Here is a 20819-nt window from a genome sequence, read left to right as displayed (position 1 = left end):
CCTTGCCTTATTTATACTCTTAAAATCTTGGTTTCTGACCTCTTCTCAACTATTAATACTATAAACATAACGACTACAAAAGCTGCATACACGTACTGAGTACGAGATACTCCTACGCCATACGGAAACCAGATCCCCTGAACATGAAGAGCTGATACTTCCTGCGAAAATAAGCCTATAGAAACCAGTACTGCAGCAGGCAGATAAATCCAGCCTTTTATTCCCTGCTTTTGAATACTCTTACACAGTGTGTAGATCATTAAGAATACAAAAAACAGCCTTATGTATTGAGAGATTTTTTGAAATGAACTATGAGGAACAGATTTGAACAGCCAGGGAAGACCTAAAAGCTGCGAACCTATATACATCAAGGTGAGCACTACACCAATGTTGGCAATCCAGTTTAATTTGGATAATCCATACCAATCTCTCCATGCCATTACCCAAGAAAAAAGGACTAAGGGCATCAGAATTACCGTTGTGACAATGTCAATTCCGTGGGCAGATTCGAATTGAAACCAATAGAAAAAAGCCTGATTAGCGCGTACCAAAGCTAACAAAATCAAAGCAATAATAAACCATAGATACTGTTTGACAGGTTTCAGAACAAAGACCATGATTGCTAATAAAATGAAAAGTATAGGTTCAATAACTTCTACAATATAGCCTTTTATGGTCTGTCCCCATTGATGTCTGTATTTCGCTTCGATACTCCTTTTATCACCAAGCTCCGGAACAATATGAATTCCTCCTGCATCAGGTAACTGGCTTAATGTAGCTTCACTCATCCACACTCTGAATACAATCGTCATCTGGTCTTCTTTCTTTACACTTTCCGGCAGCACAAACATCCGTGGCTGTATACTGTAAGCTGTGGGAACCGGATCTGAAAAATCTCCCGCACTGCCTAATAAGACTCCGTTAACGAATAATTGATACGCATCATCAACAGCAGGCGGGCCGGCTAAGGCCAGTATATTTCCCTTAACTTGTTTTAACGAAACTTTCATCCGATACCATGCATAGCCTGAATATCCCGAATGACCTCTATGAGTCCAGCCCGAAACGTAACCGGAAAGACCTACATCTCCATCATGTGCTCCAATAGGAGCTGTAAGGTCAACCGTTTCCCATTCCGAATCATCAAAATCAGGGGCAACCCATTCCATCTGGTCACCTGTCTTGAATTTCCATGGACCATTGAGGGTTATTATCGTTGGAGTTGAATCTTCTATTAAAGTGGCGCTAGCTTTATATAGGCTATAGGAGCATAACATAACCAACAAAAGCCACAATCTGACGGAAATGCAATTATTTTTAAAATTTGTCATCATCACTAGATCTAGTTTGTTAATTCTCAACAATATAAAAATACACAAATTGATAAATAATACATCAAAATAATGATTTCAACACTTATTTACAATATCATAATAGAATCTTGTGGAAATTGATTATACCAATCCAGAGATCTGATCTGATTCGATTCATAGCATCAGATTCCTGTTGTATGAGGTCGGAAATTCCTTTGTATCTTAAAAACCAATAACCATGTTGTCCTGTAAAATTAGCGTATCGAATTCTGCCAAATTTATGTACATTAGCCTCTTAAAAACATAGCCCTCCTGTAGCACAAATAACTTTAAAACTTTATTAAATGCTACTGGAAAATAATAAACTAATAATAAAATGAAACATGCTATTCTAAGCCCATTGACTCTTCTCAAAAATTCCATGTATACGAGACTTTTTTCAATGAACTTCCTTCTTGTGTTATTTCTTTTTGCAAACACTCCTTTATCAGCAGTTTTACCAAATTTCACGACTAAGAATATAACGTTCAGCAGTGAAGGGATATCGCTTTCAGGAACCATTTTCAAGCCCCAAAATGCTTATGCAGCTGTTGTAATTGTTCATGGGTCGGGGCAAGAAAAAAGAATGACAGAATTCGCAACACTTCTGGCAAACAACGGTATTGCTGTTTTAACTTATGACAAACGTGGTGTAGGTGAATCCGAAGGGGTGTATGCAGGACCTGAGGTGGGTACCAATAATGTAGATGCTTCAAATCTTAATCTATTGTCTTTAGATGCAAGTGCCGCTGTAAATACATTATCTAAGGACTTACATAATAATAAGATACAGATCGGTCTGATTGGTGCCAGCCAAGCCGGATGGATAATTCCTTTGGCCGCAAAAAAAAATAAGAAAGTTAAATTTATGACGATATTCAGCGGTGCCCTTATTACGGCGAAACAGCAACTTCGCTTTCAATTTTACACCAATGGAAATTCAAATTTTTGGGCTACACATACGGAAGATGATGCACGAAAGCATACCATGACTGATCCGGATAGATATGAGTTTACAGACACTGATCCCTGCACTACCCTTGCGGAAATATCAATTCCAGGATTATGGATTTTTGGCAGTAAGGACATACAAGTTCCTGTTAACCTATCCATAGAGCATCTGAATACATTAAAATCCGGTAATAAACAATATGAATATAAGCTATATCCAGCCTTAGGTCATAATACGGCATTTTCAAACTCTAGTGAACCTATTGATTACGCTATTAAGTGGATAGCAAATAGGAAATTATCGAAATAGAAAAATCTAAAATAAAATACTCAGATAATGCATTAGTATTTAAAAGTGAATTTCTGCTTTACTACTCTACAAAAAGTTAATAGAAATAAACAACGGCTATTCTTCTACTCTTTTGGAAAAAGCCCTCAAAACCAACAGGCTTATAATAATTAATATAGGTCCAAAGAAGATATTCCCGGCTGATGATCTTGAATTACTAACAAACTCTTCATAATGTTCTTCTGGATGGCTATTCGTTTTCATAGCAGCATAATGACAACAATAGTTCTTAATTTCAATGCAGCTTCTATTTACATGACTGCTCTCTTCAGCTATATCAATTACACTCTCAAGGGATCTCCCCTGCCCGTTAACAAGTTGGAATGTAAACGTTAGAATCAGAACAAAAATGAAAGATAGTCTGCTCATAAAAAAGATAGTCATGGTTATTCCTCTAAAATAGAAAATTTTATGATAAATAGCAGCATGTAAAAGAAGGTAAAAATATATTAAAATATTGCCTTACTGCTTCACCTGAAAATTTTTGAAATCAAAAGGAACTTTCTGTACAGACTTTTCATTTTCAATGAGCAGTTCAAGAGGAATATCCCCTCTTTCCTTGGTGGTCATTGATTTTTTAATTTTATAAAACTTATAGACAGTCCCCGTTTTAGGATCTTTCAGTGTCATATTGTTGTAGCCAAAATCCAGTTCATCGTTCATCATAGGCACCACAGGTACCATCTCATGCTCTTTATCATCTATTATTGCAATGATAAGGTCGTAGTCATTAAAGTCTATCTTTGTATTTTGATTGGCCTTGTAACTAATAAAGTCCTTAAATATCTTATTCGCTATTTCTATAGACACAAGACCAAAATAAAGTCCTGAATTTTTAGCTAGAATACTTTTATCAATAAGGTTCACATCTTTTTTTAAATCCTTTACGTTACCCAGGATAAAGTAGGAATTATTTTCCTTTGAGGGTTTAAAATATTTAACGATTCCTTTAGCATTTACAGTTTTTAGCTGTTCTTTTGGCAGTTCATAACGTATCAGTATGTTAGCTCTTCTATAGATATTCTTTGCATCATGGGTATCAATCAATAGGTTTCCTTTTTTATCCGTGGCTGTAAGGGTATCAAATTTTATTAAATGAAACTTATCACTGGGCTTATTATCCATTTCAAAGCTCAACTCTATAAAGTCAAAAAGCTGAGTAGCCCGTTCAAAAATAATATTTTGCTGAGAATATAAACTTGTGGAAAGAATGATCCCTGTTAAAAGAAATAGTTTTTTCATTTTTAAAATTTAGATTTATACATAGGATACCAATACTGCTGATATGGGTATCAATTTGCTCCAGAACCTGATAATCTTTACCTGTATTCCCCAACCTATTGAAAGTGAAAATATAACAGCTGTATACAAAAAAATATTAATTAAATTTGAGAAACAACTTTAAACTATAACCAGATGAATGATCTTCACAATATAAAAACATTAAATCCGGCTTATCAGTATCATAAATAAATTTACATTTTATGGATTTCAAAAAAATAAAATACTTCTTTATTACCTTTTTGATTGCAGGGTTTATTTTCACAAAAAACTGGCTACCTGTAACTTATCAGACTCGCCCCATCATTGGACTGATTTTATTAATAGCCTATGCTTATGGAATCTATACCCTGATTTATCGTCCTATCATTCCGGAAAACAAGCTTAAAAAACATTTATTCTTAAGACTGGGAATTCTGACACTTTTCCTGCTCAGTGCCACTATTTCTATGTGGCTTCTTAAAGATCAAAACTCTGGTATGGGAACAGCATATATACTCTTTTTGGGAATGATGGTCTTCGGCTATGCGATCCTGATCTATGGTATTATTGAATCCCTCTTACTATATACCAAGAAAAAATATGAACAAACCTCTATTAATCTGGCTTTGGCCTTAGGGATATATTGTTTTATAATGTTCAGTGGATTATTCGGATTTTAGTTTCTCTGTTCTATCCTTTTCTATAATATGAATATTTTTTTGAACAGCTCTAAAAATAAAATCGTAAAATTTCTATGGTCAATTAAAATAATATGTTGTCGTAAGATCGCCGTTAAAATCCGGTCTGTTTTCCTGTTTTTTTGCATTCAGCTCAAAGAGTTTTTCTCCATTTTTATTGCCGGCACGTATTCTTAGTGAAAACCATCCGTTTTCCAGATTCAGCTGTATGCTGTTCTCATCGTTAATTGTTGAAATATCTTTTAAATAACCAATACCTACAACTCTCAGTTCATTATTAGAAGTCTGAAATATCCAGCCATCAGATTGTGCAGCAACTTCTTCATTTCCTAATACCTGATCTTCATTGGCAGAAATACAGAATGAATAAAAACCTTCTTCTACACCTATCACGGGAATGGCAATTCCTGATCTTGTTATTTCATCTCCGTGCTCATTTTCCACAAAATATTTTAGGATATTGTTCCCCGGAAGATTATGATCCTGCAGATATTTCGCTAAAAGCTCAGGACTGTATATAACAAAGCCTTTGAGTTCTGAAAATATTTTCTTCATATTATTTTTATTAGATTGGTTTAAATATTGTTTACCAAAAATGGCTGTATTTCTTTTTCTATTAAAGCTGACAGACCTCATCTTCTGAAAGGATCAACTCCTTACGCTCAATAATCCATGATTATTGTTAAAAATCAATCCAGTTCTGCTCTTGAAAACAAATCTCTTATCACAGCTTCGTCTTCACAAACTTTTTTAAAATCCAGAATAAAATCTTTCAGCGGGCTTTCTTCAGAGGAATAGGCACAGAACATTCCGGCTTCAGGGTCAAATCGTATACTTTCGCTCAGATCCGGTCTTTTCTCATCCAGAAAGACCTGAGCTAACGAGCCCCAGTCATAGCCGTTTCCTTCAAAACCTTCCTCTGCTCTTACCTCAAAGATTTCCTGTTTATAACTTCCCACATCCAGACATACCGAAAAGCTGTTGGCATGTTCTACCCAGAAAAAGGGTTTAATGGTTTCCTTAAAATGATTACTGTCCATATTCTTAGTATTTTATAAGTTTTCTTTTTCGGCATTAACCAATACCCCTGAAACAAAAGTCTCAGAAAATATTAAAAATGAATTAGCTAATGGATAATGGCAAGCTTTATGAACTGCTGCGGACCAGATGGTACTTTAACAGCTTTTGTTCTTTTCCATTTTTGAATGTTAGGATTTCTCTTTAATTGCCGTCATAGTCTGTAAATTTTAATCGTTATTAATACTTTGTTATTGTGTGATGGTAAAACAAATATAAAACGGTTATTTATATTCAAAAAATTTTAAAGCACCAATCTGAAAAATTGTAGTAGTTCTACGACTTTTTGATAATAATTCCATCATTTTGGATATATTAAAACCAACAACTCCCTCTGTTTTAAAATAATACAAGCAACACAATAAATTGATAAAAATCTTAAATTTTACACTAATAAGAGAAATAATCAACCTTTTTATCTTTATTAAAAAAAATAGTTGCAAATCAACCTTTTGCAACTACTCTTCCTTTACTTATTAGTGGGTTTCTGAAGTTCCAGCACTTTTTTCAGATAAACATCAGACTGGTCCAAAAATTCCTGAAGGGTTGTCCGTATTTCATAATGAGGAATAATTCCCTGCCCTTTTTTCTGATCCGGAAGGTTTTGAGCATCCTGGATCACATGAACGATAGAGAAACCTGTTTGAATTCCTGTATTGGGAAGTTCATACACTAACGGAAGATGTCCATTATGTTCGTAATATCCACCAACCGTTTCTTTTCCAATCACAATCGCATTGGTATAAGATTTTATTAAAGAAGCTAAATGAGACGCAGCAGAAGCTACCCGTTGATCTACCAGAAGATAAATCTGTCCTTTAAAAGTTCTTTCATTAGGTAAGATCGAAGTATTTTTGTCATCTGCCCAATAATATTTTCCCTGGACCTGTTTGGGATAAAGCTGTTTCAGATAAGCATTGATTCCATTTTTATCCTTTACTCCGTTGGAAAGAAAAAGAGGAGTAATCACCAGTTTTTCTTCCATAGGAACTTCATTGAACCAGGTATAGGCGTAATGACTGTCACGAAAAGGTCTTTGAGTAAGGTAAGAGAAAACTTTTTCATAAAGTGCTCCGGTTCCGCCGGTATTTCCTCTCAGGTCAATGATAAGATTTCCTACCTTCTCATGCTCCAGAGTATCCATCATCTGATTAAGGAAAACACTGAATTTTTGGTAAGCCGGATCTTCCTTACCTGTTGCAAAATCAAAACCTCTTACTGACAAACGGTACCTATTATCACCTTCTTTGGTAAAACTGTATTTTTCAGCCATAAGCTTTTTATCAAGGGTAAGTGAATGCCTTGATTCTTGGAGTTTTTTAAAATTCTCCAATGATATTCCCGACATGGTTACCTCATCAATCCGGCCATTCCATTGATACTTGATATCATATTGTTTATGAGTACCGAATTCTATATAAAATTTATCCAGCATTCCCCTTTCAAAACCTGTTGTTTCCCTATAAGGCATAGAATATCCATCAGAAAAATAATATTGGGAAAAACGATTAATTATCTCTTTTGCAGAGATGCCATTAATAGAAATAATTTCAGCAGCAAGTGGAATTTTATTATCCTTTGAATCCTGCAATAAACGACCATCAATATTTTTCAACGTGATGGGCAGATATTCCGGCCCTTGTGTTAAATAGTAAGATGCATGATTAGGAAGGTCTGTATAATTATGGCAGCTGCCTTCAAAGCCTGTAACTTTAGCGATTATCTTATAAAAATCAAAAATATTTTTACTGTTAGCGGCTGCTTCCTCTGCCTTTTGATAGATACTGTCTATCTGTTGTTTGCTTCTGTAAACATATAATCCCGAATTCGCCTGTTCTCTGATGGAGCGAAAAATACGCAAATCTTCTACAAACTGAGCTGGCGTGAACTGCCCATTCAGAATAGGAACATTTTTGGACTCACTGATGGAAATTTTCGAGGCTTTACTTTTTTCAACATAAGATTTACCCCAAATCTTAATTTCATATTTCTTCCCTCTTTCAGGGGTATACAACAACCGTTCTATGCTTTTTATCCCTCTGGAATCATCCTGTTCCTTTATTTTTTTATTATCCATAAACAAAGCGACAGCAACATTGGCATCGCTTGACTGAACGGTTACCCATACCGGTTTCTGAGATTGTGGTGAATATTTTAGGGTATCTCCCGGTTTTAATTCAATATTACTCTGTGCATATACAGAATTTACCAGCAGTAATAAAGGGATAATAAAAGGTTTGGTCATTATTAATTTTTGGATGGCAATATACAAATTAACATTGCATCATTTTAATGACCGTAAATCATCGATTGTATTGAGAACTATAACTTAACACTCAAGTCCTGCACTTCTTCTGCTGAAAAGCCAAAAATCTGCGGGGTTTTAATATCTAAAAGATTAAGATAAATATAGAGTTCGGCCCTGTGATGGATTTCATGCTCTACCATCGCTCTAAGCCATTTCCATATAGAAATTGGATTATTTCCGGGGGGCAGGCATTTACGATTAAGATCCTCATCTGAAAGGCCTCTAATAATTTCCAGGGTCTGCCTGTGCATTTCATTGAAAAAAAAGATGATATTTTCATACCCGTCCGCCAGCTCTTTTCCACATCCCGCATAAGCACTTTTTCTTCCTGAAATGGTTTCACCATACATATACCTTTCTATAGAAGCGATATGTCTTATCTGGTCCCCAATAGTAAATTTCCCTGGTTTATAAGAAAAATCAAGATGTTCAGGGGGGACGATTTCAATAATCCGATGAGTTCTGGACCTGATTTTTTCATAATAATCAATAAATGATGCTACAGAGGTAATTTCCATTTCAAAAGGTTTATAATCTTTAATAATTATGATTTTCCGTATGGTGAATATAAGAAATCCAGGAACATTTATTTCGTTTCATAACACTTATTTATTAATGATATTAAAAAAATCCCTAATAAGTGATTACAAAACTTGCCAACCTAACAAATAACAAATATTTTAGTTATTAAAAAATGAACAATGATGAAAATATGGTTTTCTATCCTGCTTATTGGACTCAGTTTCAAAACGGTTGTGGCTCAGACTGTGAAAATTGATACTGAAAAACTGCTTGAATATTACGAAACTCAGCGCTACGCAGAGGCCGCTCAATACCTCCAAAGCCTCTACCCTACAGACACACAAGACGCAAAAGCATTAACTCAGATTGCTTATTGCCAGATGATGGCCGGTAAACTTCCGGATGCAGAAAAAAATTATATGAAAATCAACACCCTTCAACCCAACACTATTCCGGTTCTCTTTAGTCTAGCCAGCATTAGTTCAAGAAGAGGAAATAGTGCGAATGCAAAGACCTATCTTCAACAAATCATTCAACTAGACCGTAAAAACTTCAGTGCTTACAAACAAATGGCGACGTATGCAGATACTCCCGAATCAAAGCTTGAATACCTTAAAAAAGCCCATAGCCTGAATGCTACAGATCCAGATATCTCCTATGATTTGGCCACCGTTTACAGCGGACTCAAACAGTTTCAGCCTGCTTATGATGTATTGAAAACCGCCATCGCTGCTGATCCGGAAAATTTCACTTTACAACAGATTCAATTACCGATCACCAATCGATTGGGAAAATATGAGGAAGTGATTGAAACAGGTGAGAAATTATTAAAGGTTCATGCAGATGCCAATATCATGAACGAAATGGGACAGGCCTATTTTTATGTGAAGAATTACCAGCGATGCATTGACCTCTTTAAAATGCTGGAAGATATGGGAATGCAGAATGAAGGGACCTTATATTACATGGCTTTAAGTTACCGGGAACTGAAAGATTATGACAAGGCTGCTATCTATGCACAGAAAACAATTGATGAGGCCATTTCAGACCACACCACTCTTTATTATGCTGCACTGGCAGGGATTTATGAAGCTAAAAAACAGTACAACGATGCGGTAATAGCTTATAAAAGAGGTCTGACCTTTGGAAACAGCAATATTATTCATTATCGTTTGGGACTTTTATATGATATTAACCTGAAGCAGCCTAAAAATGCAGTTACTTATTATCGTTTGTATCTCAAGAACATTCCGGATCAGAAAAAGGAAAAAGAACAGATTGCTTATGCCAGAGACAGGATTACTTTGCTTGCTGTAAAATAGGGTTTCAGATTAAAATAAAATGTAAAGACCAGCCTTAATATACCATTTTCAATTCGTCAAAATCCTGGATTTCTGTAAGGTTCAGCAGTTTTTTGATTTTTAGAGTAGATTTACAGTCTTTGTAACTTCTGAATTACAGCCGGTATTTGAAAATTTTCAATCAATTGTTCCTATACTTTCACACACTTAAGATCAGTAGATGAAGTAAAATATTTATGATAATCCAGTTTTTGTATGCTCTTTTGTGACGATAGTCACAAAGATAACTGCTCTTTATACATTAATTTTGCTTTTATAAAACAATCTATATGAGCAATATAAACCAAAATGTGGCAGAACAGTTTATTCAGTACTTGAATGAAGAAGATTTCGATAAGGCAGAAAGCTGTCTTGATCCTGATTTTAAATTTATTGGAGTTTTGGGTACAAGAGAGAAAGCTTCAGTGTATATGAAAGACATGAGGCAGATGAAATTTAAATATCAGATTATAAAGACCTTTACAGCCGATGAAGATACTTGTCTCTGGTATACCATTGATATGGGAAACAAGACTGTAGAGGCTTCAGGATGGTATCAAATCATTGAAGGAAAGATCCATTCCTTTAAAGTATTATTTGATCCAAGACCGTTGCTAAACGATCAGTAATCATCTTTCAAATATCATATTAGCCATCAAACCCTGTTCAAATAAACAGAATGAGATGGGTAATCATTATTCTGAATTAAAGATTTTGAATCCAGAGTAGGTATCAAATGGGTTATAAAACGGGCTTTGGTCCGTTTTTTTTAAAAATATAAGCTAATATAAAGAGTAATCAAAAATGCCCCAATACCTTTAAAAACGTTAAGTTTTGAACTTCGAATATTGAAACTTATGTCCACCCCACTTTTTTTCTCCAGGATACATATTCCTGATCCCTTCCATCAATTTCCGGAATTTCTTCCGGATCAGGAATCTGATTTATTTCTTTTTCGGATAATGGCAGCAAATTCATTTCCTCCCGTTCTCTGTTCAGGTTTTCTTTATGTTCCACTGGAAATGGGATTCCTCCGGCAATAAGCTGAGTTCCATATTTTTGAGGTTTTCCCTGAAAAAACTGAATCCGGTCATACAAATAGGCTTTATTTTTTAGATTAATGTCATGACTGTATTCCGACATCATCTTGTAACATTCCTTCATAAATTCTGGTTCACCAATGGAATGCTGAATAATAAGCCATGCAGCATCACTTGCTGTTGCCCCAACTTTTGAAATCGTTGGAAACCCTATTTTATCCATTATTTCCCGAAGTCTTTTAGCATTGGCTTTATGAATACGCTCCATTTCCGGATGATATCCTCCTGTTAACTTTCCTTCAGCAGATAGTTTTTCCCTTACTGCAAGATCATGTTCTGCAAGATCTATTAATTCTTTTTCAAATTTGAATTCCATTCTATTCTCAACTAAGGTTAGCTTAGCGGTCTCTCAAAGCTACAAAAATGACTTTAAGAGATAAGCAACTTTGTATTTTATGAAATATTTTTAACAGTATCAAGAATAAACCTGATTCGTTTTTCTACCGTTACTTTGGGAACTTCAATGAGATGATAGCCAAATTCCCGATAAGTTTTATCCATGCATTCAAAGGTATATTGAGCCACTTCCAGCGTTTGCTTTCTTTCCGGATCATTTTCATAGATTTCTTTCCAGGGCGGAAGGATAAAAACGTTGCCGTTATAGTTCATTTTACGGGCTGCAATTTCCATTTCTTTAGGTACAGGAATCTTTTCCAGCTTCAGATAACCGATAGTATCTACTATTCCCCGATCGAAGAAAACAGGACCTGCACCAGCAATTGAATTCATTTTCTGAAAAGTTTTTACAGAAGCATCAAACATTAATTCAGCAAAAAGCTTTTTATTGAGCCATGGTAAACCTTCCCCATTGGAACTTTGCTGTTCTTTGATAATTCTCCGCCCTTCTTCAGGTACGGTAGTGAAACCAATATCATCTAGCCTGTTCAGCAAGGTTGTTTTACCGGCTCCCGGACCTCCCGTGAGGATATAGAAGTTTTGAACGGTATTATTATTTTTCATTTTTCAAATTGTATTGGGTTTAATCATTAGTAAAGATCAACATTTGATAGGGAGATAAAATCAGAAAAAAGATCTTGCTTTACAAGTCTGTAGATCGAGGAGTGATAAAAAGTAAAATCAGGAAGAAGTGAATGTCCGAACAGACAATGGTTATAGAAAACCAGAATATTGTAGAGGTAATATTATAGTTCCAATAGAAACTCAATAAAACCTTGAATCTACCGGAGCTTCTACTTGTAAAGATAATTTATTTTTATGAAAATGAAAACTGAAGGATTTATTATTTCTTAGGTGGAAAAGTAATTCCCGCATCCTGAATCAGATCATACCCATACGTCATAATGATTTCAATAACAGGAATTGCTTTTTTACCTTTTTCGGTAAGGCTGTACTCTACTTTTGGAGGAACAACAGGATATACTTCACGGTGAATCATTTCCTTGCTTTCCAGTTCCCGAAGCTGGCTGGTCAACATTTTATCTGTGATATGAGGAATATCCTTTTTCAGCTCACTGAAACGAAGCGGTTTTTCTTGTAATCGCCACAAAATAGGCATCTTCCAGGTACCGCCAATATGACTTAAAGCAAATTCAATAGGAGTATAATACAATCTTTTATCATGGAAAAACTGAGGCATATTATTATTTTTTATCATTACACTTTCTAAAAGGTACGTATATAACTTTCTAATAGTCTATTCTGCAAATTTGCACAAAAAATTATGAAATTGAAAAGCAATCTTTATGTGCTTGATAGGGAAGCTAAAAGAGGGAGCCTGGATGCTATTTTTCAGCCTGCAATTTCTAATAGACATACAAAACCCTCGCTTTGGCAAGGGTTTGTTTTTAGTATTGTATTTCAGTTAAAATGATTGGACAGTTATTTATTCCTGCATAATTTTTTTAACTTCATTAAATTCATTTTCAATGATCGTATCAGGCTTATAAGTTAATAAGGAAACAATAATATTGGTGATTAAAGAAAGAATAAATCCAGGGATTATTTCATACCAGTCTTTCAACGGATGCTGAAGATATACCCATGCTAACACCGTAATTCCTCCAACCAGCATTCCGGCCAATCCTCCCTGCCATGTTGTTTTTTTCCATAAAAGAGACAATAAAATCAACGGCCCGAATGCAGAACCAAAACCTGCCCAGGCATTTCCTACCAGATTAAGGATGCTGTCTTTAGGATCTAATGATAAAAGTACCGCAATAACGGCTACCAATAAAACGGAAAGTCTGCTGGCAACCAGAAGTTGCTTTGATGTTGCTTTTTTATTCAGGAACGCTTTATAAATATCCTCCGTTAAAGAGCTTGAAGTGACCAATAACTGAGAAGAAATAGTACTCATTACCGCTGCAAGAATCGCTGTCAACAGGAATCCTGCAATAAACGGATGGAATAAAACACGGGAAAAGTAAATAAAAATAGTTTCCGCCTCCGTTTTTGACCCATCGAACTTCATCATCGTTTCTATGTCAAACTTTTGCAGGTAAGCAATTCCTACCAATCCAATCGCTAAAGCTCCGGCCACAGTAAAAATCATCCAGGTAATCCCGATTCTTCTCGCTTTAACCAGGTCTTTTGGTTTATCAATAGCCATAAAACGAACCAAAATATGTGGTTGTCCACAATATCCTAATCCCCAAGCTAATAAAGATACAATGCTCACTGTAGTGGTTCCTCTGAATAAATCCAGATAATTTGGGTCTTTAGCCTCAATGAGTGACAGGGTTTCACCTACTCCACCAATCTGAGTTATAGCTACAATCGGTACAATCACTAAAGCCAATACCATGATGGTTCCCTGTACAAAGTCAGTAAGACTTACCGCTAGGAATCCGCCTAAGAAGGTGTATAAAACTACAACTAAACTTGTTAAAAGCAATCCAACAGTATAATCCATCCCGAAAGCGGATTCAAAAAGTTTCCCACCGGACACCATTCCTGCTGAAGTGTAAAGGGTAAAAAATACCAGAATAAAGATAGAGGAAGTGATCTTCAGCAGATGGTTTTTATTTTTAAACCTGTTTTCAAAAAATACGGGTAATGTGATGGCATTTTGAGCAACTTCAGTATAGATCCTGAGCCTTGGTGCAACAATAATGTAATTAAGAAACGCTCCAAGTGTTAACCCTATTGCGATCCATGAACTGGAAATCCCGGAAAGGTACATGGCTCCCGGAACACCCATCAGTAACCAGCCACTCATATCGGCTGCACCTGCAGAAAGCGCTGTTACAGCTGCTCCCATTTTTCTTCCTCCAATTAAAAACTCCTCCGAGTTGCTTGTTGATTTTCTATAAGAATATATGCCTATACCTATCATCAATAACAGATACAACCCCACAGAAATCCCTTCGTATACTTGCATATCATTTTTTTATGAAGCCGAAGATAACCATTTTTTAAAAAAATGAGAAGATTTTACCAACAAACAGCATTATACACCAAATACAAAATCTCTACCTAATCAGCCTTAATTCCTCAGCAGGATCTTAAAAGCACCATGCACCTGTCATGGGCTCAATTGCTTTGGAATCTAAATACGTTGTTAAATAATAATTATTTACATCTTCATAATACTTCATTTCTCTTCATTACGAATAATATTTTACTTTATCAGATTCTGAGCTCTTCGCAGGTTGTCGGTTGCCTGTAAAATTTTATTTTTCAGAATAGCATTATAATCAGGATTTTTAAGAAGAAACTGATTGACCACCTCCAGTGCTTTTGGATTCTGATAGCTGCTGAATGTGGAACGGAGCCAGTTATCCGGGAAAAAGATATCTCCTGTTTTCTGAATTTCCTGTAAGATCTCCAAAGTTTTAGGAAGATAATGAACAGATGTCTGTTGTCTTAACGGATGGTGCAGATAGCCTAATGCGGAACCAACAGCAGATTCATTGGATCTATTTTGTTTTTGCATCAATCCGTTAAAGAAATCGTCACGCACTTTCTGTTCTGATGAAGCAGCCTGCATAATGATCTTAAAACGATTCACCCGGTCCTGATTTTTAATTCTACCCAATTGTTCTTGCAGCAAATCATTATTATTTGAATTCCTTAATGATAAGGCAAGAGCAAGATTTGTAAAGTCTTCGTCATTAAGCGATACTCCTTGTGGTGGGGTCTGAGACTTCCAGATCGTATACAGATTATCATACGCCTGCTGAGACTGGAAAATACTCTGATATCCATCAAACACAATTTTTTTATTGTTTTTTGCTGTCTGCACCTGTAACGCTTTCCATAGTTTATCTTCCATATTTCCTGATTCTTTCAGTCTGGAATTTTCAGGCAGGAAGTTCCAATAAATAGAAGAAATATATCCGGTAATTAAACGAAGGTTCAGTTCCGTAGTTTCCTTGGGCAACTGTTCTGCAAAAAAGTGCAATAATTCCTGAGCCTTCACTTCTGAACCGTTCAGCATGTTTTCATATAACGAAATATAGGCACTGGCACGATTGATCGGATCTTTTACCAGGGAAAAGTTTGATATGATTGTTTTGTCTGTCCTGAAGACTCCATACCCTATTCCCGATGAATTTTGCAGAATAAACAGAGGTTTTCTTTTTCCTTTTAATTCAGAAATATCCTGTTGCTTTCCATCCAGTTTTATATTCACTTTCTCAATTCTGTCAGCGTAAAATAAACTGATCTCAAATTCCTGAGGCCACAATTTCACTTCTTTTCCATATTCCGGTTTTTGGGATATGGTAAAACGTTCTATTGTATTGCCTTTGTATTTTACATCATAGTCAATCACTGGCCTGCCGGGATCATTCACCCATACTTTATTCCAGCTTTGTAAATCTTTGGGGGTATGATTATCGAGAATGGTGATAAGATCCGGCCAGCTGGCATTGTTGTAAGCATATTTCGTAAGGTATTCATTGACTCCTTTTCGGAAGTCTTCTTCCCCGATCAGCAATTCCAGTTGGCGCATCATAATGGGTGCCTTATTATAAATAATGGGCCCATACATCATTCCTGCATTTTGCAGGTTATCTAAAATCTGACGGATAGGATTCGCTCCCAATGTACGGTCTACAGAATAGGCTGCCGGAAAATGGGTTGTTAAAAATTTCAGATCGTAAATGCTTTTATCTGAGGATACTCCGGTACTTTTATCTGCCATAAAATTGGCAAAAACCTCCTTCATCCAGACATCATTGAACCAATCCATCGTCACCATATCTCCAAACCAAAGGTGAGCCACTTCGTGGGCAATCAGGTTAGAACGGTTATTCAGCTGATTTTGTGTTGCATTTTTATCTAAAAACAATGTGGAGTTTTGAAATAGTATGGCTCCCGGATGTTCCATTCCTCCGAATTGGAAATCTGGAATAGCTGCCATTCCATGCTTTTGGAAAGGATGTTTGATGCCGGTCCATTTTTCATAATAAGCCAGAGAATTTCTATATAGCGAGAAAATAGAGTCCATACTGTTCTTAATTTTTGCAGAATCAGTTTCACGATATAAAATTCTGGAATCCTGCTGACTGATTTTTTCGGTATGGTTTTTAAAATCTCCGGCAGCAAAAGAAAAAAGATAAGTAGGAAGCAAATCCGACTGATTAAACTGCAGCGTTTTCTGTCCTTGTTGTACCGTGGTATCTTTCAGTTTTCCATTAGATATGGCACTCCATTTTTCAGGAATGGTTAAGGTCAGTGAATAATTAGCCTTTAGATTAGGCTGATCAAAACATGGGAACATGGTTCTGGCACGATCCGGTACAAATAAGGCATACAGATATCCGTCACGTCTGTTTAATGCTCCATTTCCTGCCAGAAAATTGAAATTAATCTGATTGGAACCTGATTTCAGGTATTTGGCATCAATCACCACATGTTCGTTTTCAAGAATCGGCTTTATCGTCTGGCCATTCACCGATACTGATAAAAGCGAAGCAGGGTCTTCTTTAAAATCTATTAACAATGACGTTTCATCCTGTTTTTTATAGTTAAAAGTAAGAACTTCAGTTCCGGAAATCCTTTCCGATTTGCTTTCAGGAATTTTCAGACTGAGTTCATATGTAATCTCACTTAATGTACTTTTTCTAAACTGAGCCAGTTCATATGACACTCCGGATTCAATTCTAGATAATGATTTCGTTTGTGCATGATACCCACTATTAAAAACGACAAGAAATAATGCTAATAGACGTACTTTTTTCATACATCAAATATAAGAATTGGAATCCAAGGGGAAAATTCCAATTATAAATTATACCTGTAAAATTTAAGGTTACTTTTTATTAATGTGCACGAGCGTGACGTTCGCACCAGCGATAGGATATTGATAGTAAGTAATGTGATCTATTATGCAATACTATTCTTTCATATAAGCAGTTTATTTTCCAACAAAAACATACAAATCCCCCTATTAATAAATGCTTTACAAAAAAGTCAGCCTTGTTAATTTTTCATCTATTTATATTAATTCCAGATAAACGAAATTATTTTCACTTACTATCATAAATTATTAATAATTTAGCAGGATAATTAAAAACGAATGGGCATACTCCTTAAACCAATTGATATTGTAGATGACATTTCACAGGAAGATTTCCGTGAGAAATACCTTAAGCCTCGCAAGCCAGTGGTAATCAAAAACATGGCAAGAAATTGGCCAGCATATCAAAAATGGACAATGGAGTACATGAAGGAAGTGGTTGGCGATGTAGTTGTACCTTTATATGACAGTGCTAAAGCCGATCCTGCAGCTCCTATTAACACGCCCACTACCAAAATGCCATTTGGTGAATACGTTGACCTGATCCAACGGGAACCTACAGATCTGAGAATCTTCTTTTTTGATCCTATTAAGTTTGCTCCTAAATTGTTGGATGATTATATCCCGCCAAAGAATCTGATGGGTGGATTTTTGGATAAATACCCGAGTATGTTCTTCGGGGGTAAAGGTTCCGTGACTTTCCTTCATTATGATATTGATATGCCTCATATCTTCCATACTCATTTCAACGGAAGAAAGCATGTTCTTCTCTTCGAATACAAGTGGAAAACCCGTTTGTATAAGCTTCCTTATGCAACGTATGCCCTGGAAGATTATGATATTTCCAATCCTGATTTTGAAAAATTCCCGGCATTGGATGGGATTGAAGGGATAGAATGTTATCTTGAGCATGGTGATACCCTGTTTATGCCTACCGGCTGGTGGCACTGGATGAAATATCTGGATGGTTCTTTCTCTCTTTCACTTCGTGCATGGGACAAAAGCTGGGCTGTAAAAGCTCATTCTTTATGGAATCTGACTGTTCAGCGAAATTTTGACAACTTCATGAAAGGCAGGTATAAAAAAAGATACATGGACTGGAAAGAAAAAAAATCTGTTGAAAGAGCCAATATAGCTTTGAAGAAGGGACTTCCAAAATAAATTACATCTTACTTCACTGGTTTTATGCGATATGCAATTTAAAAATGATTAAATTGCATAGTGAAGCCGTTCCCTTAATACCTGTGTATGTTCGAAAAATTGATTGACAGTTTCGAGAAGCTGTGTCTTCAGATTATTATTGAAATATTGCTGGTGCCGGTAACTATTTTTAAATTGTTTCAGGATCCCCGCCGTTGCTATGATCTGTCCGTTCATGAAATGGAGAAGGAAGAAACCGAACGGTTTCATGACTATCTATCGCCCATCAAACTCTCCGTATATACTTCAGTAATTGTATCAGTTCTGCTAATGGATTATGGCGGAGAACAAAATTTCCTGTCACAGATCAAGGGATTAAGTATGGTAGAAAAAGCTTTATTTATATTCCTGATGAACAATTTTACTGCTGTGGTGTTTAGTGTAATATTGTTGTGGTATAAAAAAGAAAAAGTGAATACTATAGCTTTCCGTACCTTACTCTTTTCTTTTATCTATACTACAGTTTACACTTCTACTCCATTTTTTATCCTGATTCTTTCTACCATGTTTCTGGGACATACTATCAATGTACAGTCTTACATAGATCATCTGGATAAAGTATCATTGTCTGGAGATTACAGTTCCGGAGAATATACATTTTTTGTCATTTTCTTACTCTTTTTTGTTATAGGAATGATTGGATTGTTTAAACTATTCAAAGCCCTTCATTATATCCTGAAAGAAAATTTCCGCTATCATCCTTATGTAGTATGGTTCTTTACCCTATTGTTTTTTCTTATACAACTTTATTATGCAAAAGGCTTTGTATAAATAACTATTCATAAAAAACAATGCTAAGCATATCAATACTATTTCATTTAAAACCTGCACTTTACCTATTAAATCTTTGATATAATTGCTTTATTTCTTCCATCTTTCATAGGAATATTGATGTTTTTTTAACAAACATACCAGTCTGTTCATATTTTGTTTAAATTTGTGAAAAACATAACCAATGTCCAAACCTCGTGAAAGAATATTAAGTACCACCCTGCTTCTGTTTCACAAGCAAGGTTTTAACAGTACCGGCATTAATCAGATCATTGAAGAAGCCAATGTTTCAAAGGCAAGCTTCTATCAGCATTTTAAGTCAAAAGATGAGCTGTGTATTGAATTCCTCAACAAAAGATATGATTATTGGGTCTCGGAACTGGAAAAGTTCATCTCCGGAGCTTTAGGCTCTAAAGAAAAGATTCTGAAATCTTTTGATTTTCTGATGTATATGAATGAAAAAGAAAATTTCAGAGGCTGCAGTTTCTGGAATATCTTATCTGAAATACCTGCTGATAAAGAGGAAATCCATTCCGTTCTCCGCTATCATAAGAATAAGCTGAGAATCTTCTTCAATGATGAAATGAAGGATGAAAAGGTAGCAGCCCATATCTATCTCCTTTTTGAAAGCTCAATACTTACCAGCCAGCTCTATAGGTCCAATGAGTTTATTGAAACCTCTAAAACTATTATTAAAAATATACTTCATTCCTCACACTAAGGAAAGATTAAACATACTCAAATAAAAAACAATTAAAAAAACTATGCAAAACTCTACTTTTGTGCAGAAGACTTATTCTGCAGTGTTCAGGCTATGCCTCATCGGAAGTATTTCCATCTCTTCATTATTTTATTCTCAGGCAGGTAGAATCGGGATAAACACCCCAGATCCTAAAGCTACACTGGATATTACCGCTAAAACAAATGGAAGTTCACAGGCTGAAGGGCTTATGATTCCCAGGCTTACCGGAGATCAGATTCAAACGATGACGGCAAGCATCCAGTCCGGAAGTGAATCTCTAATGATTTACGCTACTGCCACACCAGCTTCCCCTACTTCAAAAGTAGCCAAGATAACACAACCCGGATATTATTTCTGGAACGGAACCAGCTGGGAAAGTATGGGAGTTAATTCTAATATTTACACTTCAGATGGAGCTATTACAACCGCTTTGGCTTCAAGAAATGTAGATCTGAACGGTAAAAACCTTGTCTTTTCCGGCATTGGCAGTGTAGGGATTGGAACAGCTCCTTCTGCAACGGCAAAACTGGATGTTGCCGGAACGGTAAAAGCAAGCGCCATAGATTATAATTCTGATGAAAGATTAAAACAAAATATTACAGAAATAACATCATCCCCAGAAATCATCAATAGATTAAGACCGGTTTCCTATTTCTGGAATGAAACCGGAAAAAAGAAAGGCGGAAATGCCCAGCTTCAGTATGGTCTTGTTGCTCAGGAAGTAGAGAAAGTACTGCCCAACATCGTAAGTACCGATAATGATGGATATAAATCTGTCAACTATAATGAATTGATTCCCATTTTATTACAAACGGTTCAGGAGCAGGGAAAAAAAATAGAAGAATTACAAAAAGCATTGCAACACCTAAAAAAATCCAAATAATCTTCATGACGGATTGCCTCTAGTCAAAGAGGTATTATGTTTAGCAAAGGTTGAGACA

Annotated in this window: 20 protein-coding genes; 8 read left to right on the top strand and 12 right to left on the bottom strand. The window is 35.7% G+C overall.

Annotation, left to right across the window (positions count from 1 at the left end):
- Nucleotides 1-11 precede the first annotated feature (11 nt).
- Nucleotides 12-1334, bottom strand: coding sequence for a hypothetical protein (locus NBX25_RS15285; protein WP_250254264.1), 1323 nt, complete (start codon nucleotides 1332-1334; stop codon nucleotides 12-14).
- A gap of 355 nt (nucleotides 1335-1689) precedes the next feature.
- Between NBX25_RS15285 and NBX25_RS15280 the strand changes: the two genes are divergently transcribed.
- Complete coding sequence (locus tag NBX25_RS15280) at nucleotides 1690-2613, top strand: alpha/beta hydrolase family protein (protein WP_250254263.1); 924 nt, start codon at nucleotides 1690-1692, stop codon at nucleotides 2611-2613.
- Nucleotides 2614-2709: 96 nt separating this feature from the next.
- On the opposite strand, the gene NBX25_RS15275 is transcribed toward NBX25_RS15280, so the two are convergent.
- On the bottom strand, nucleotides 2710-3021 hold the full coding sequence (locus tag NBX25_RS15275) for a hypothetical protein (RefSeq protein ID WP_123908022.1): 312 nt from the start codon (nucleotides 3019-3021) through the stop codon (nucleotides 2710-2712).
- A gap of 93 nt (nucleotides 3022-3114) precedes the next feature.
- The gene (locus NBX25_RS15270; RefSeq protein ID WP_250254262.1) at nucleotides 3115-3894 is read right to left on the bottom strand and encodes a hypothetical protein; all 780 of its coding nucleotides are present in this window, start codon (nucleotides 3892-3894) and stop codon (nucleotides 3115-3117) included.
- 242 nt (nucleotides 3895-4136) lie between these two features.
- On the opposite strand from NBX25_RS15270, the gene NBX25_RS15265 reads away from it, so the two are divergent.
- Entirely contained in the window at nucleotides 4137-4595 is a 459-nt protein-coding gene (locus NBX25_RS15265; protein WP_250254261.1) for a hypothetical protein, read from the top strand.
- Nucleotides 4596-4673: 78 nt separating this feature from the next.
- Here the strand turns inward: NBX25_RS15265 and NBX25_RS15260 are convergent, their stop codons facing one another.
- The 4 genes from NBX25_RS15260 to NBX25_RS15245 all read right to left on the bottom strand — a co-directional run bounded on the left by NBX25_RS15260 (nucleotide 4674) and on the right by NBX25_RS15245 (nucleotide 8516).
- The gene (locus NBX25_RS15260) at nucleotides 4674-5168 is read right to left on the bottom strand and encodes a hypothetical protein (RefSeq protein WP_250254260.1); all 495 of its coding nucleotides are present in this window, start codon (nucleotides 5166-5168) and stop codon (nucleotides 4674-4676) included.
- 134 nt (nucleotides 5169-5302) lie between these two features.
- Nucleotides 5303-5653 (bottom strand): immunity 51 family protein, encoded by a 351-nt coding sequence (locus NBX25_RS15255; protein ID WP_250254259.1) that lies wholly within the window; start codon nucleotides 5651-5653, stop codon nucleotides 5303-5305.
- 506 nt (nucleotides 5654-6159) lie between these two features.
- On the bottom strand, nucleotides 6160-7935 hold the full coding sequence (locus tag NBX25_RS15250; RefSeq protein WP_250254258.1) for a S41 family peptidase: 1776 nt from the start codon (nucleotides 7933-7935) through the stop codon (nucleotides 6160-6162).
- A 77-nt stretch (nucleotides 7936-8012) separates the two neighbouring features.
- A complete protein-coding gene (locus tag NBX25_RS15245; protein ID WP_250254257.1) occupies nucleotides 8013-8516 on the bottom strand; it encodes a DinB family protein in 504 nt (167 codons plus the stop codon).
- 183 nt (nucleotides 8517-8699) lie between these two features.
- Here NBX25_RS15245 and NBX25_RS15240 point away from each other — a divergent pair, with 183 nt between their 5' ends.
- Both NBX25_RS15240 and NBX25_RS15235 read left to right on the top strand, forming a co-directional pair.
- Nucleotides 8700-9842, top strand: coding sequence for a tetratricopeptide repeat protein (locus NBX25_RS15240; protein WP_250254256.1), 1143 nt, complete (start codon nucleotides 8700-8702; stop codon nucleotides 9840-9842).
- A gap of 308 nt (nucleotides 9843-10150) precedes the next feature.
- Nucleotides 10151-10489 (top strand): nuclear transport factor 2-like protein, encoded by a 339-nt coding sequence (locus NBX25_RS15235; protein ID WP_250254255.1) that lies wholly within the window; start codon nucleotides 10151-10153, stop codon nucleotides 10487-10489.
- 226 nt (nucleotides 10490-10715) lie between these two features.
- Here the strand turns inward: NBX25_RS15235 and NBX25_RS15230 are convergent, their stop codons facing one another.
- From NBX25_RS15230 to NBX25_RS15210, 5 genes are all read right to left on the bottom strand, one after another.
- Nucleotides 10716-11276 carry a DUF6624 domain-containing protein gene (locus NBX25_RS15230; protein WP_250254254.1) on the bottom strand — a complete coding sequence of 187 codons (561 nt, stop codon included), beginning with the start codon at nucleotides 11274-11276 and terminating at the stop codon, nucleotides 10716-10718.
- Nucleotides 11277-11353: 77 nt separating this feature from the next.
- Complete coding sequence (locus NBX25_RS15225; protein ID WP_250254253.1) at nucleotides 11354-11920, bottom strand: AAA family ATPase; 567 nt, start codon at nucleotides 11918-11920, stop codon at nucleotides 11354-11356.
- A gap of 280 nt (nucleotides 11921-12200) precedes the next feature.
- On the bottom strand, nucleotides 12201-12557 hold the full coding sequence (locus NBX25_RS15220) for a winged helix-turn-helix transcriptional regulator (RefSeq protein WP_250254252.1): 357 nt from the start codon (nucleotides 12555-12557) through the stop codon (nucleotides 12201-12203).
- A gap of 246 nt (nucleotides 12558-12803) precedes the next feature.
- Nucleotides 12804-14300 (bottom strand): sodium/proline symporter PutP, encoded by a 1497-nt coding sequence (gene putP / locus NBX25_RS15215; RefSeq protein WP_123908035.1) that lies wholly within the window; start codon nucleotides 14298-14300, stop codon nucleotides 12804-12806.
- Between the two features lie 240 nt (nucleotides 14301-14540).
- On the bottom strand, nucleotides 14541-17108 hold the full coding sequence (locus NBX25_RS15210) for a M1 family aminopeptidase (protein ID WP_250254251.1): 2568 nt from the start codon (nucleotides 17106-17108) through the stop codon (nucleotides 14541-14543).
- Between the two features lie 336 nt (nucleotides 17109-17444).
- Here NBX25_RS15210 and NBX25_RS15205 point away from each other — a divergent pair, with 336 nt between their 5' ends.
- The 4 genes from NBX25_RS15205 to NBX25_RS15190 all read left to right on the top strand — a co-directional run bounded on the left by NBX25_RS15205 (nucleotide 17445) and on the right by NBX25_RS15190 (nucleotide 20761).
- Complete coding sequence (locus NBX25_RS15205) at nucleotides 17445-18326, top strand: cupin-like domain-containing protein (RefSeq protein WP_123908037.1); 882 nt, start codon at nucleotides 17445-17447, stop codon at nucleotides 18324-18326.
- Nucleotides 18327-18413: 87 nt separating this feature from the next.
- Nucleotides 18414-19136 (top strand): hypothetical protein, encoded by a 723-nt coding sequence (locus NBX25_RS15200; protein ID WP_123908038.1) that lies wholly within the window; start codon nucleotides 18414-18416, stop codon nucleotides 19134-19136.
- 184 nt (nucleotides 19137-19320) lie between these two features.
- Nucleotides 19321-19857 (top strand): TetR/AcrR family transcriptional regulator, encoded by a 537-nt coding sequence (locus tag NBX25_RS15195; RefSeq protein WP_250254250.1) that lies wholly within the window; start codon nucleotides 19321-19323, stop codon nucleotides 19855-19857.
- A 61-nt stretch (nucleotides 19858-19918) separates the two neighbouring features.
- Nucleotides 19919-20761 (top strand): tail fiber domain-containing protein, encoded by an 843-nt coding sequence (locus NBX25_RS15190; protein ID WP_250254249.1) that lies wholly within the window; start codon nucleotides 19919-19921, stop codon nucleotides 20759-20761.
- The last annotated feature ends 58 nt before the right edge of the window (nucleotides 20762-20819 follow it).

It is taken from the genome of Chryseobacterium sp. Marseille-Q3244 (assembly GCF_940807095.1).
Classification (GTDB): Bacteria; Bacteroidota; Bacteroidia; order Flavobacteriales; family Weeksellaceae; genus Chryseobacterium.
Note: the sequence above shows the minus strand (reverse complement) of the source record. Positions and strands in the feature narration are given on the sequence as shown.